This is a genomic window from Luteibacter flocculans, assembly GCF_023612255.1.
Taxonomy (GTDB): domain Bacteria; phylum Pseudomonadota; class Gammaproteobacteria; order Xanthomonadales; family Rhodanobacteraceae; genus Luteibacter; species Luteibacter flocculans.
This window is the reverse complement of record NZ_CP063231.1, coordinates 4,176,263-4,189,342: the sequence shown is the minus strand read 5'-3', so window position 1 is coordinate 4,189,342 and position 13,080 is coordinate 4,176,263. Positions and strand designations below refer to the sequence as shown.

The window sequence follows — 13,080 nt, the reverse complement described above, 5'->3', positions numbered from 1 at the left end:
GTGCGCGGGTGGGCGTGAAACCGGTGCGACACGGTGTCGCGACGGTCAGGGTGGCCCCGTCAGTTCGCCGTTGGCAGCGGCGGCACGGCGGCCGGCGTCGCGATGACCGGCGGTTCGCGAAGCAGCAGCACCAGACCGACGCCGAGCACGCCGACGCAGGAGGCGAGCAGGAAGCCATCGAGGATCGACAAGGTATACGCCTGGGCCCGGATCGCCGCCGCGAGCAAGCCTGCGCCGCGCGCCTCGGCATCGCCGGTGCCCTGGGTGGTGCTGCCCACCACGCGTGCGTACGCGGCAATGCGTTCCATCGTTGCCGGATCGCCGGTAAAGACGTGCTGTCCGATCAGGTTCGAATGCCACTGCTCGGCCTTGCGCGTGAACATGATGAGGACGGAGGTACCGAGTTCGCCGCCGAACAGCCGCGCGGTCTGGATGATCGCGCCGAAGGTGATGCCATCGGTCGGCCCCACGTGGTGACCGAAGAAATAGATCACGGCGGTGAGTTCCAGGGTTTCTCCCACCGCTTGCAGCAACAGGGCCACGCTGAAGTTGCCTTCCGCCCATTGCGACGTAATACCGGTGCCCAGAAGGAAACCGGCGGTGGCGATCGTGAGCCCGGTACCTATGGCGAAGCGTGCGTCGATGCGGTTCAACAGCCAGGCGACCGTCGGCGCGATCACCAGTTGCGGCAAGGCTACCCAGAGTAACGCAGTACCCACTTCCAGCGGGCGCAGGCCGCGCACCTGGATCAGATAGTTCGCCACGAGCGTGTTGCTCGACGTCACGAGGAAGCGCGTCGCCAGCACCAGCACGATCAACACGAACACGTTGCGGCGCACGAGCAGTCCGAAATCGACGCTGGGCGTCTCCAGGGTCGATTCGTGCAGCAGGAACAGACCCAGTGCGATCAGGCCGAGGGCGAGCAGCGTCACCACGAGCGTGGAGGAAAACCAGTCCAGCCGGTCCCCTTGATCGAGCGCGATGAAGATCAGCGTGAAGCCCGACGCGCCGACGAACATGCCGCGAAAGTCGCCGCCGCGCAGGTACTCGCGATCGATGGGGAGGCGGCGCAGGCCAAACCAGTACAGCACGAACAACGGCGCAGCCACGAGCGTGTTCTGCCAGAAGATCCAGTGCCAGGTCACGTGCTCCACGTACCAACCTTCGAGCGACGACGCGACGTTGAGCCCGAGGATGATGTTCATGGCGTAGGCCGCAAGCCCCCACGGCCACAGCGCGCGCGGCAGGCTGAGCAGGATGAACGACGCGGTGAGCGGGATGAAGGTGCCCGAACCCAGTCCCGCGAGCACCTGCAAGGCGATCATGATGCGCAGGTCCGGCGCGAACGGAATGAGGAACTCGGCGAGGCCGTAGACCACGCAGCCGACCAGCAGCACGCGCCGTGGCGAGAACGCGCGACCGAGGAAGATCGCGAGCGGACCGATCATCATCTGCGCGGCGGAAAACGCAGTAGGAATCCAGGCGCCCTCGTCGAATCCCGCGCCGATGGCGCCGCGCACGTCGGCGAGACCGATGGACGTCAATCGCGAGGTCAGCGTCGTCGCGACCGCGCCGATCAGCACGGCCACGATACCCAGCCACGGCAGCGAAGCCGGCGGTGCAGGGGCGGCCACGGCCGTGGCGGTCGCGTTCAAGGGCGAGCCTCGGCCGCTGCCAGTGGCTGCCGCGGCACCGATGCCGATGGCGACCAGCCGCCGCCGAGCGCCTTGATCAAGGCGACCGCGGCGAGCAGGCGTTGTTGGTCGTTCTGGATCGCCGCGCGGCGACTGGCGAGCGCCTGACGTTCCGAATCGACGACCTCGAAATAGCCGGCCAGCCCGCGGTCGTAGCGAGAGCGCGACACGCGCGCCGCGGCGGTGGCGGCGTCGACGGTCGCATTGAGCGCCTCACCGCGTTCGCGCAGCCAGCGTGTGTCGGCCAGCGCATCCTGCACTTCGCGGAAGGCGACGATGCCACCTTGCCGCCAGTTCGCCAGCGCGCCCTCGAAGTCGGCTTGTGCGGCCTGCAGGCGCGCGCGGTTGCGTCCGCCTTCGAAGATCGGCAGGTGAACGGACGGGCCGATCGACCACGCACGGCTGTCGGCGGCGGTGAGCTCGCCGAGGTCGTCGCTCGCGACGCCCGCCGACGCGGTAAGCCGAACCTGCGGAAAGAAAGCGGCTCGCGCGATGCCGATCCGCGCGCTCGCGGCGGCCAGCGCGCGTTCGTCAGCGGCAACGTCGGGGCGCCGTTCGAGCAGTGTCGACGGCAGGCCGGGAGGGACCACGGGCACCGTGGGCGTCCATGCGCGCGGTGCGATGGCGAAGTCAGGGGCGTTGCGTGCCTCCAGAACCGCGAGCGCGTGTTCGAGGTTGCCGCGACGGCGGTGCGCATCGGCGAGATCGGCCCGGGTCTGGGTGAGGTCGGCGCGGGCGCGCAGTACGTCGAGGTCGCCCACTACGCCTGCCTGCGCGCGCCGTTCGGCCAGCCGCAGCGCGTCTTCGCGCAGGCGCACCGTACTTGCGAGCACATCGATGTCCCGGTCGGTGCTGCGCAGCGAGAGATAGTTCGAGACCGTCGCGGCGGTCAGGCTCAAGCGCATCGCGGCGATCGTATCGGCACCTCCCTGGACGTCGGCACCGGCGGCTTCGACACTGCGCCGCACGCGTCCCCACAGGTCCACTTCGTACGCCACGTCCACCGGCACGCGCCACAACGTGGTTTCGAGCTGGGGCAGGCGATTGGCCACGGTGCCGGAGGTGCGCGCACGCGCATAGACGGGGTCGAGCGATACGTCTGGAAACTCGTCCGCGCGCGCCACGCCGAGCAAAGCGCGGCTGCGGTCATAGCGCGCCAGGGCGGCTGCCAGATCCTGATTCGCTGCCAGCGTCGCCTGCACGTGGCGATCGAGTTCCTCGTCGCCGAACAGCGTCCACCATCGATCGGGAACGGTTGTCGTGGCGGTCGTTGGCGCGTCGCGCCATGCTCCGGGGGCATCCGACGCGGGCCGCTGGTAATCCGGGCCGACCACGCAACCGCCGAGACCGGCCAGCAGCGCGGCCAGCACGAGCGGACGTGCGCTCATGGCGCGTCCGCCGTGTCAGCGTGAATCTTCACGATCGTGGAGAGCCCCGGCGTCAGTCGCTCGCGGTAACGATGCAGATCGTCGGCCGAAAACAGGATCTTCACCGGCACGCGCTGAACCACCTTCGTGAAGTTGCCGGTGGCGTTGTCGGGCGGCAGCAAGGCGAACTGCGAGCCGGACGCTGGCGAGAAGCTGTCCACGCGACCGACGAAATGCGCGCCAGGGATCGCGTCGATGGTCATCCGGGCCGGCGTGCCGCGCCGGATGCCCGGCAACTGCGTTTCCTTGAAGTTCGCCACGACCCAGACCTCGTCGGACACGATGGAAAGCAGGGTCTGCCCGGCGGTTACCCGCGCGCCCACTTCCACCGTGCGTCGTCCGACGTAGCCGCTGACAGGAGCGACGACGCGGGTATAGCCATACGCCAGCAGCGCATCGTGCAGTGCCGCTTCGCCGGTGGCGACCTGCGCGCGTGCCGACTCCCGCGCCGCCTCGGCGGCGACCTTGCGGGCCCCCGCGCTGGCGCGGTTCGCGACCGCTGAATCCGCTGCCGCCTTGGCGGCGTCGTACTCCTGTTGCGAGATGCCGCGCGGCGTTTCGCCGACCAGCTCGCCAGCCCGACGCAGATCGAGTGCCGTCTTCCGCACCGTGGCATCCGCCGCGACGATGGCCGCTGATGCTTCTGCGATCTGCGCCTCCGCGCTCGCGAGCTGCGCGTTGGCTCGGGCGATCTCGGCCCGCGCCTGTTCCACGCGGACGTCGAAGTCGCGCGTATCCAGTTCGAGCAGCACGTCGCCCGCCTTCACGTGCTGGTTGTCGTTCACGTGCAGCGCCAGCACCGTACCGGTGACGCGTGGCGCCACGGGATGAATGCGGCCGGTCACGTACGCGTCGGTGGTCGTTTCGGTGCGATCGAGCCAGAAGACCAGCAGCACGGCCAGTGTGCCGAGCACGAGCAGTCCCCCGATGATGCGCAAGGCGTGTTTCATGCGTTTCCATTCCCCTCCATGTGTCCACCACGCTGCCACCGGACGAGGCGGCTGGATTGGCGATTCCTGCGTGCGTTCGCACCCGTCCCGTCATTGACCGGCCCGCGCGGCGCTTCCTATATTGCGGAATGCCATCTCGGGAATTTTCCATGCGCCTCCGTGCGTTCGTTGCGCTGCTTCTTCTCGCCGGCCCGGGCGCCGCCGGTGCCGCCGATCTGGTCGTGTCGGCGGCCGCGAGCCTCACCGATGCCTTTCAGGCCGTGGGCAAGGCCTATGAGGCAAAGCACCCCGAGACGCACGTGGTGCTGAATTTCGCTGCCTCCGACGTGCTGCTTCGCCAGATCGCCAATGGCGCGCCGGCCGATGTGTTCGCCTCTGCCGACCAGACCGCCATGGACAAGGCGGTGGCCGCCCAAGCGGTCGATCCCTCGACGCGCCGCGATTTCGCCCGTAACCGGTTGGTGCTGGTGGTGCCGAAAGACTCGCGCTTGCGCATCGCTGCGCCGGCCGATCTCGCGAAACCCGATGTCACCCGTGTGGCCTATGGTGACCCGGCGTCCGTTCCCGCTGGCCGCTACACCAAGGCCGCGCTCGAAAAGGCGGGACTGTGGGACGCCGTTTCCGCCAAGGGCGTGCTGGCGCAGAACGTGCGCCAGGCGCTGGATTACGTCTCCCGTGGCGAAGTGGACGCCGGCTTCGTCTTCGCGACGGATGCGACGATCCTTGGCGATCGCGTGCACGTGGCCGCTGTAGTGCCGACGCCCATGCCCTTGACCTATCCCATCGCCGTCGTCGCCAGCTCGGCGCATGCGCGCGACGCAGCCGGTTTCACCGCCTACGTGCAGTCGGAGGAAGGCCGGGCGATCCTGGCCCGGTTCGGCTTCCAGGCGCCGTGACCGACGTGGGAGCGATCTGGGTACCGCTCGCGTTGTCGCTGAAGGTCGCTCTGTGGGCCACGGTCATCAACCTCGTGCTCGGTGTGGCCGTCGCATTCGGCCTGTCGCGTTGGCGCTCGCCCGCCCGCGAGATGGTGGACTCGGTGCTTACCTTGCCGCTGGTATTGCCGCCGACCGTGCTCGGCTACTACCTGCTCGTGCTGTTGGGCCGGCACGGCATGCTCGGACGCTGGCTCGACGGGATGGGGATCCATCTGGTCTTTACCTGGCAGGGCGCGGTCATCGCGGCCACGCTCGTTGCGTTTCCGCTCGTGCAGAAGGCGGCGCGTGCGGCATTCGAGGCGGTGGACCCACAGTTCGAAGACGCCGCCCGCGTGCTCGGACTGCGCGAGGCGGCGGTGTTCTTTCGTGTGTCGCTGCCCTTGGCCGCGCGCGGCATCACGGCCGGCGCCTTGCTGGCCTTCGCGCGTGCGCTGGGTGAATTCGGCGCCACGCTGATGATCGCGGGCAACCTGCCGGGCCGCACGCAAACCTTGTCGGTGGCGATCTACGCGGCCGTGCAAGCCGGCGACGATCGCACGGCCGGCATCATGGTCGCGGTCACCTCGGTCACTTGCGTGCTTGCGCTGTTGCTCGCCGGTTGGCTGGCGCCCAATCCATTGCGACGGACGCGGTCATGAGCGTCGATATCGCCATCCGCAAGACGCTTCGCGGCGACGCGCGGCAGTTCGAACTCGACGTGCAGTTTGCGTCGGCGCATCGGCGCATCGTGCTGTTCGGTCCGTCGGGCGCCGGCAAGAGTCTCACGCTGCGTGCCGTTGCCGGCCTGTTGTCGCCGGACGCTGGCCACGTACGGGTCGATGGCCGCACGCTGTTCGACAGCGCGGCAGGCGTGGACCGCCCGGCCCGCGAGCGCGGCGTCGCTTACGTCTTTCAGGACTACGCCCTGTTCCCGCACCTTACGGTGGCGCAGAACATAGGCTTCGGGCTGGTGCGCGGCTGGTTCAATCCCTCGCGTCGCGAGCACGACGAGCGCGTTCGCCATTGGCTCGACGTGTTCGACCTGGGCGGGGTGGCGAACAGCTACCCGTCACGGATCTCGGGCGGTCAGCGCCAGCGGGTGGCCGTGGCACGCGCCGTCGTGGCTGAGCCTCGTCTGGTGCTGCTCGACGAACCCTTCGCCGCGCTGGACCCCGCGCTGCGCGGGCGCATGCGCAACGAGCTGCTGACCTTGCAGCAACGCCTCGACCTTCCCATGCTGGTCATCACCCATGACCCTGCCGACGTCGAGGCGCTGGAGGGCCACACCATCGCGTTGCGCGACGGCAGGGTATGTCCCTAGATGCGCCCGATCGAACCCCCGAAGTCGCGCCGTCGTGGGATGATGCCCGCCGTTCGCGGGCAGCGGCCCGCACGATTCAGAGCCGAGCGGTGACGGAAGTACAGAACACGACGGGCGCCAGAACGATGGCGGCGAGGGCAGCGAAGTATCTGCTGACGGCGGCGATCGTCGCTGGCGCGGCGTTCCTGCTGCACCGTTACATCGCACGCATGTCGTGGCACGACGTGCGCGACGCCATCGAGCGCATCCCACGCTGGCACGTGGTGGGTTCGATCGCGGCCACCCTGGTGAGCTGGGCCTGTCTTACGGCTTACGACGTCTTCGCGATGGACACGGTAGCGCCGGGCAAGGTGTCGCTGCGCATGCGGATCTTCTCCGGCTTCACGACCCATGCGATCTGCAACGCCCTCGGTTTTCATGCCATCACCGGCACGGCGTTGCGTTACCGCGTGCTCTCCACGCAAGGCATCAGCGCAGCAGATGTTGCGCGCGTGGTCGGCCTCGTCGGCTTCGCGGTGGGCATGGGTTTCGCGGCCGTCACCTGCATCGCGCTGCTTTGGGAGCCGTCGATCGCGCAGGGGTGGGGGCGTTGGCCCGGCATCGTGCTCATCGTTCTGTTTGTGCTCCTGCTGCGCTGGCTGGCGGGCAAGCACGACGAACTGAAAGTGTGGAAATTCAGCACGCCCGTGCCATCGGCGCGCTCGGCTGGCGCGCAGATCGTCATCGGCGTCGTGGAGATGATCGGCGCGACCGGCGCCATGTACCTGCTGCTGCCGCCGGACGTGGCGGGCAGCTTCATCGACTTCGCGCCCATCTACGTCGGCGCGATCCTCGCCGGCATCGTGAGCAACACGCCGGGCGGCATCGGTGCCTTCGAAGCGCTGACGCTGGCCGCGTTTCCTCAGGAGCAACGCGCGCAGGTTCTGGCTGCGCTGTTGGCCTATCGCGTGATCTATGGTCTCGGACCCCTCGCGGTCGCCTCGTTGGCCCTTGGCGTCTTCGAGATGCGTCGTCGCGTCGGGGCATCGTCGTGATGTCGCGCCTCATGCGGGGCAGCGCTGCACTGGCCGTGCTGCTGCTCGTCGCCTGCGCGACACCGCATGCACGTCGCACCGACGTACTGTTCTGGAACCAGGCGCAGCGGGAGGCCGCGTTCCGTGCGATGCAGACGCACTACGCGAGCAACGTCGTGCACCACGGCCAGCCGCATCCGTTGCCTGTGGGCGCACCGCTGGTGCCGCGCTTCGCGGATGGAAAAACGCTCGACGCCTATATGACCGAGCATCACGTGGCCGGCGTGATGGTGCTGCAGGACGGGCGCGTCCGGCTGGAACGCTATGGTGTGGGTGCCGGCCCCTCCACGCGATGGACCTCGTTTTCGGTCGCCAAGTCGTTTACCTCCACCCTCGTCGGCGCCGCGCTGCGCGATGGCGCAATCCGCGGGCTCGACGATCCGGTGACGCGTTACATCCCCGAACTCGCGGCCGGTGCGTATCGCGACGTGACCGTTCGTCAGCTCCTGGAAATGCGTTCGGGTGTGCGCTGGAACGAGGATTACAGCGACCCGCACTCGGACGTGGCGATGATGTACGAAGGTGCGCGCCAACCCGGCGTGCCCTTGCTGGTGTCGTACATGGCCCGCCTGCCGCGCGACACCGCGCCTGGCACGCGTTGGGTCTACAAGACTGGCGAGACCGATCTCATCGGCATCCTCGTCACACGCGCCACCGGCAAGTCGCTCGCGCAATACCTGTCTGAAAAGATCTGGCAGCCCTATGGGATGGGCACGGATGCGCTCTGGTTGAAGGACGAGGTAGACGGTACGGAAGCCGGCGGTTCCGGTGTTTCCGCCACCCTCGCCGATTACGCACGCTTCGGCCAGTTCCTGCTCGGCGGTGGCATCGCAGCAGGCAAACCCGTGCTAGCTGAGGGCTGGCTGACCGACGCGACCCACACGCATTCGGCTATCGGTGTGCCCGGTCGTGGCTACGGCTACCAATGGTGGACCTACGACGACGGCAGCTTCGAGGGCATCGGCATCTTCGGCCAGTTGCTCCACATCGATCCGCGGCGGCACCTCGTGATCGTGCAGCTCGCGGCGTGGCCGGTCGCCACGGACGAGGCGCAGGCCTCGGCGCGCGCGGCGTTCGTGCAGGCAGTGAACAGCGCGGTCGACTAAACTGCATCATCCCCCGCACGACAGGCCCCTCTCATGGCCCTTTCCTGGAACGACCTCACCTGTACGCCCGATGCGGAAGCCATCGAGGCGCTTGCCGAATCGTGGCGCTGGCGCGTCGGCGACGCCTTCACGCCGCTGGTGTTCACCGCCTTCGGCGATATGTTCTACGAGGCGGACGAAGGCGGCATTTTCTGGCTGAACACCGGCACCGCGGAGCTCGAGCGCGTGGCCGAAAGCGTGGAGGGCTTCAACAATCTCCTCCGCGAGGAAGTGGCCGAGGACTGGCTGCTGCCGGGCCTGGTCGAAGCCCTGATCGAGGCCGGCAAGACGCGCGCGCCCGGTGAGTGCTACACGTACGTGACCCTGCCGGTGTTCGCCGAAGGCGAATACACCGTCGAGAACCTCAACCCTGTTCCGGCGAAGGAACACTTCGAACTGACCGGTTCGGTGTTGCAGCAGCTCCAGGACGTGCCTGACGGCACCAACGTGAATATCGACATCACCCACTGATGGGTGGCTAGCGGGCGCCGCAAGCCTCGGCGCGCGCTTTCAGCAGGCTGCGTTCGCGCTCGTTGCGCGTCATGCCCGCGGCACGGGTGAAGGCGAGGCGTGCATCGGCGGCGCGACCCAACCGAAAGAGCAGGTCGCCATGCACGCTCGGAAGCAGGTGATAGTCCTTCAGCGAGGGCTCGTCGAGCAGCGCCTCCACGATGGGCAGTGCGGCATCGGGGCCTTCCGCCATCGACACCGCCACCGCGCGATTGAGTTCCACGACCGGCGAAGGCAGCACCTCCACCAGCGCGGCGTACAAGTCGGCGATGCGCGGCCAGTCGGTGTCGTCCGGCCGCGCTGCGCGCGCATGACACGCGGCGATGGCGGCCTGCAATGTGTAAGGTCCGCGTGCACCGCCCAGGCGCTCGGCCCGCTCGAGCGCCTTGATGCCGCGGCCGATCAGCAGACGGTCCCAACGTGCCCGGTCCTGGTCGAGCAGAAGGATCGGTGCGCCGTCCGCGGCCGTGCGCGCGCCCAGACGCGATGCCTGGATTTCCATCAGCGCGACCAGGCCGTGGACTTCCGCTTCGCCAGGCATCAGCTCCGCAAGTACGCGGCCCAGCCGTTGCGCTTCCTCGCACAATGCCGGGCGCATCCAGTCGCTGCCTGCTGTCGCCGCATAGCCTTCGTTGAAGATGAGATAGAGCACACGCAACACGGACGCCAGGCGCTCTTTCAAGGCGTCGCCGCGCGGCACGTCGTAGGTCACGGCTTCATCGGCGAGACTGCGTTTCGCACGCACGATCCGCTGCGCCACCGTAGCTTCGGAAACCAGGAAGGCGCGCGCAATCTCGTCGGTGGTGAGGCCACCCAGCAGCCGCAAGGTCAATGCCACGCGCGCTTCCACCGAGAGCACGGGATGACACGCCGTGAAGATCAGCCGGAGCATGTCGTCGCCGATGTCGTCGTCGAGCGCATCGATCAAGCGATCGTCGTCCGCTTCGAGCAGCCCTTCCATGTCCTTGCCCAGCGCTTCGAGCTTCCGCCCCGCCATGCGTTCACGGCGGATGCGATCCACCGCACGGTGCTTTGCCGTCTGGGTGAGCCAGGCGCCAGGGTTACGCGGTACGCCGTCGCGCGGCCATTGCTCGAGCGCCGTGACCAGCGCGTCCTGCGCCAGCTCCTCGGCGAGGTCCAGGTCGCGCACCATGCGTGCGACGGTCGCGATCAGGCGTGGCGACTCGATCTTCCAGATCGCGTCGATAGCGCGATGAGTGTCATGCGTGGTCATCGCCACGCATGACACCACCCACCCCTCGGGCGTGGCAAGCCGCGTTGCGGCATGCGCTGCCGAGGGCTACGACGAGACGGGCAGCAGCTCTTCCATGCGGTACAGCTCGCGGATCTCGAGCCGCGCGTCGTCGCCATCCGGAAACGGATAGCGCTCCGTCCAGGCGATCACGTCGTCCAGGTCGTTCGCGCGCAGCACCCAGAAGCCGGCGACCATCTCCTTGATCTCGGCGAACGGGCCGTCCGTTACGGCCGGCTTGCCGTGGCCGAAGTGCACGCGTTTCGCGTGGCGGCTCGACGACAGCCCGTGCCCCGCGATGAGCAGGCCCGCCGCCTCGCCCTGGCGGTTGGCTTCGATCATCCGGCCCAGTATCTCCTCCCCGGGGTTCCAGTCGGTTTCGCTGCGCTCGTTCAATTTCAACATCACGATGTAACGCGGCGAGGGCGAGTCGCCCTCGCTCGGATCGCCGAAGCCGGACAGCCCACCCGGGCAACCGATCGGGCGGAGTTCGATGTCCGCGTGGCCCTGGGCGTCTTCGCTCGGCCAGTCTTTCACCCAGGCCACCGCATCCTCCATCGAGTCGGCCTCGATGATGCTGAAGCCGGCAATCAGTTCGCCGCGCTCGGGAAAGGGGCCGTGCTCGACCATCGCCTTGCGACCCGGGCCGAACGTTACCCGCACGCCCTGGCTGCTCGGCTTGAGTCCTTCGCCGGCAAGAAGCCGGCCCTCCGCGGCGAGCGTGTCCATGTACTCGCCCATCGCTTCGATCAGTTCGGGGGAGGGCTTCGCGCCCGCCTCGCTGTCGCTGCACGCCTTGCGCAGAATCAGAAATCGCATCGCTCGCTCCTCAAGGGCTGGGCTTGTCGCCAGCGTTGATCATCCAGGGCACGCCGAACTTGTCGGTGAGCATGCCGAAACCGGCGGCCCAGAACGTCTCGCCGTAGGGCATCTTCACGTTGCCGCCGGCCGCCAGGGCGTCGAACACCTTGCGACCCTGCGCTACGTCGTCGACACCGAGGCTGATGGTGATGTTGCGGACGCCCGGCTCGTCGGCGCCATCGGAGCCCATCAACGTCTGGTCTCCCACCGCGAGATTCACGTGCATGATCTTTTCGGCCATGGCAGCCATGGCCTCCGGCGGCATGCCGCCTTCGCCCCCCGGTGGCATGTCCTTGAACCGATGCAGCTCGCGAATCGTTCCCCCGAGTGCCGTCTCGTAGAAGCGGAAGGCTTCCTCGCAATTGCCTTGAAAGAAAAGATAGGGCTGGATCTTCATGACGACTCCGTCGGTCGTGGGTCAGGTGCGGGAAGCGATCTCGGCGCGCAGACGTTCTTCCTGGGCGCGGGCTTCCGGGGTGAATTCGCTACCAAAGTCCTCGGCTTCGAACACGCGGCGGATCTCCACCTCGGATTCGATGCCTTCGAAGGGATTGGGGGCGCGCTTCATCCATTCGATCGCTTCGTCCAGCGACCGTACCTGGATCAGCCAGAAACCCGCGATGAGTTCACGGGTTTCCGCAAACGGGCCGTCGATCACCTCGCGGCGGTCGCCCGAGAAACGCACGCGCGCCCCCTCCCGGCTGGGGCGAAGACCCTCGGCCGCCAGCAGGACGCCCGCGCGGACCAGGGCTTCGTTGTATTGACCCATTGCCGTGAGCAACGCCTCGCTCGGCATTTCGCCGGCTTCGGAGGCCTTGTTCGCTCGCACCATCACCATGAAACGCATTGGATGTCTCCTTGCCTTCAGCCAGGCGATCCCCGGCTTTCATGGAGACGTCGATTGTGACTCGCCCGGATCGACAAGGGCGATCGACATTTTTTCAATGCAGCAGGCGGCCGGCGTCAGTCAGGTTGCGTCCGCGCCTCGAATACGGCGCGCACGCCATCCGGCTCGAAACGGATGGTCGCTCCACCGGCGGCCTGGCAAGCCAGTGTGCGCTCGATGAAGCGGGTGCCAAAGCCCCGGTGGACTGGCACCGTCACGGGCGGGCCACCGCGCTCCTTCCATTCGATCCGCACCTTGTCGGTCGCTTCGCTCGGCACCTGCCAAGTAATGGCGATGCGGCCGGACGGCGTGGACAACGCACCGTACTTCGCGGCATTGGTAAGCAGTTCGTGCAACGCCATCGCCACGGCCAGCGCGGTTTCGCGCTCCAGGGTCAGCCCCGGGCCGCTGAAGCACACCCGCCCGTTCCCCGGATCGTGAGGGGCGAGCGTCGCCGCCACGACGTCGCGCAACGGCACGGCCTGGGTCGTCCGCTTCAACAGCAGGTCGTGCGCCGCGGCCAGAGCGCGCAGGCGGCATTCGAAGGCGCTCATCGAGCAATCCAGCGGACGGTCGCCGCGGAAACTCTGGCGTGCCATGGCCTGTACGACCATGAGCACGTTCTTCAGTCGGTGGTTGAGGTCGTCGATCACCACGCGCTGGGCTCGCGCGGTGTCACGCAGGACCGTCACGTCCTCCTGGCGGCTCGTCAGTTCGTCGATCATCGTGCTCCCCATCAGGTTCGCGCTTCGCCGCCGTCACTTCCGGCGCGCATGCGGCCGCGCCCTCATCCTGTTGGCGCACCGGTCACCCGAATGGCAGACCGGGAGGCGAAGATAGAGCAACATACTTGCGCGTTACATGCCGTTACACGCAGCGCGTGAGCCGCGTCACGCCCAGCTCTCGTCCGCAGCATTTTCAGAATTCTTCTATTGCTAATCGTCGCGACTCTCGTCCCCGCGTAGGGCGGTCGTGTTTGCCGAAAACCCGCTCCCGGGGTGCTCCATTTCCGTGAAATGGCTCCGCTATGCCAGAATCTCGCCG

At 67.6% G+C, this 13,080-nt stretch carries 14 protein-coding genes; 6 read left to right on the top strand and 8 right to left on the bottom strand.

All coding sequences use genetic code 11. From position 1 onward, the window contains the following. Positions 1–59 precede the first annotated feature (59 nt). From IM816_RS18185 to IM816_RS18175, 3 genes are read right to left on the bottom strand one after another with little or no spacing between them, the layout of a single operon-like run. Positions 60–1,655, bottom strand: a complete 1,596-nt coding sequence (locus IM816_RS18185; protein ID WP_250339185.1) for an MFS transporter — start codon at positions 1,653–1,655, stop codon at positions 60–62. Then, positions 1,652–3,082, bottom strand: coding sequence for an efflux transporter outer membrane subunit (locus tag IM816_RS18180; RefSeq protein WP_250339184.1), 1,431 nt, complete (start codon positions 3,080–3,082; stop codon positions 1,652–1,654). The genes IM816_RS18185 and IM816_RS18180 overlap by 4 nt, the downstream gene beginning before the upstream one ends. Next, positions 3,079–4,071 (bottom strand): HlyD family secretion protein, encoded by a 993-nt coding sequence (locus tag IM816_RS18175; RefSeq protein ID WP_250339183.1) that lies wholly within the window; start codon positions 4,069–4,071, stop codon positions 3,079–3,081. Before IM816_RS18175 ends, IM816_RS18180 begins: the two co-directional genes overlap by 4 nt. Positions 4,072–4,220: 149 nt before the next feature. On the opposite strand from IM816_RS18175, the gene modA reads away from it, so the two are divergent. From modA to IM816_RS18145, 6 genes are all read left to right on the top strand, one after another. Continuing rightward, positions 4,221–4,967 carry a molybdate ABC transporter substrate-binding protein gene (gene modA / locus IM816_RS18170; protein ID WP_218184768.1) on the top strand — a complete coding sequence of 249 codons (747 nt, stop codon included), beginning with the start codon at positions 4,221–4,223 and terminating at the stop codon, positions 4,965–4,967. Positions 4,968–4,972: 5 nt separating this feature from the next. Next, positions 4,973–5,647: a molybdate ABC transporter permease subunit gene (modB, locus tag IM816_RS18165; protein WP_250340798.1), complete on the top strand. Its 675-nt coding sequence runs from the start codon at positions 4,973–4,975 to the stop codon at positions 5,645–5,647. Then, positions 5,644–6,309, top strand: coding sequence for an ATP-binding cassette domain-containing protein (locus IM816_RS18160; RefSeq protein ID WP_250339182.1), 666 nt, complete (start codon positions 5,644–5,646; stop codon positions 6,307–6,309). Before modB ends, IM816_RS18160 begins: the two co-directional genes overlap by 4 nt. A gap of 89 nt (positions 6,310–6,398) precedes the next feature. Next, positions 6,399–7,343, top strand: a complete 945-nt coding sequence (locus tag IM816_RS18155) for a lysylphosphatidylglycerol synthase transmembrane domain-containing protein (protein ID WP_250339181.1) — start codon at positions 6,399–6,401, stop codon at positions 7,341–7,343. Beyond that, positions 7,343–8,488 (top strand): serine hydrolase domain-containing protein, encoded by a 1,146-nt coding sequence (locus IM816_RS18150; protein ID WP_250339180.1) that lies wholly within the window; start codon positions 7,343–7,345, stop codon positions 8,486–8,488. The genes IM816_RS18155 and IM816_RS18150 overlap by 1 nt, the downstream gene beginning before the upstream one ends. Positions 8,489–8,521: 33 nt before the next feature. Continuing rightward, positions 8,522–8,998, top strand: a complete 477-nt coding sequence (locus tag IM816_RS18145) for a T6SS immunity protein Tdi1 domain-containing protein (protein ID WP_072323489.1) — start codon at positions 8,522–8,524, stop codon at positions 8,996–8,998. A gap of 7 nt (positions 8,999–9,005) precedes the next feature. Here IM816_RS18145 and IM816_RS18140 read toward each other — a convergent pair whose 3' ends face one another. The 5 genes from IM816_RS18140 to IM816_RS18120 all read right to left on the bottom strand — a co-directional run bounded on the left by IM816_RS18140 (position 9,006) and on the right by IM816_RS18120 (position 12,761). Continuing rightward, positions 9,006–10,271 (bottom strand): RNA polymerase sigma factor, encoded by a 1,266-nt coding sequence (locus IM816_RS18140; RefSeq protein WP_250339179.1) that lies wholly within the window; start codon positions 10,269–10,271, stop codon positions 9,006–9,008. Between the two features lie 66 nt (positions 10,272–10,337). Continuing rightward, positions 10,338–11,108 (bottom strand): YciI family protein, encoded by a 771-nt coding sequence (locus IM816_RS18135; protein WP_250339178.1) that lies wholly within the window; start codon positions 11,106–11,108, stop codon positions 10,338–10,340. 10 nt (positions 11,109–11,118) lie between these two features. After that, positions 11,119–11,547: a VOC family protein gene (locus IM816_RS18130; RefSeq protein ID WP_250339177.1), complete on the bottom strand. Its 429-nt coding sequence runs from the start codon at positions 11,545–11,547 to the stop codon at positions 11,119–11,121. A 21-nt stretch (positions 11,548–11,568) separates the two neighbouring features. Next, complete coding sequence (locus IM816_RS18125) at positions 11,569–11,997, bottom strand: YciI family protein (RefSeq protein WP_250339176.1); 429 nt, start codon at positions 11,995–11,997, stop codon at positions 11,569–11,571. 116 nt (positions 11,998–12,113) lie between these two features. Then, positions 12,114–12,761 (bottom strand): sensor histidine kinase, encoded by a 648-nt coding sequence (locus IM816_RS18120; protein WP_250339175.1) that lies wholly within the window; start codon positions 12,759–12,761, stop codon positions 12,114–12,116. Positions 12,762–13,080: the final 319 nt, after the last annotated feature.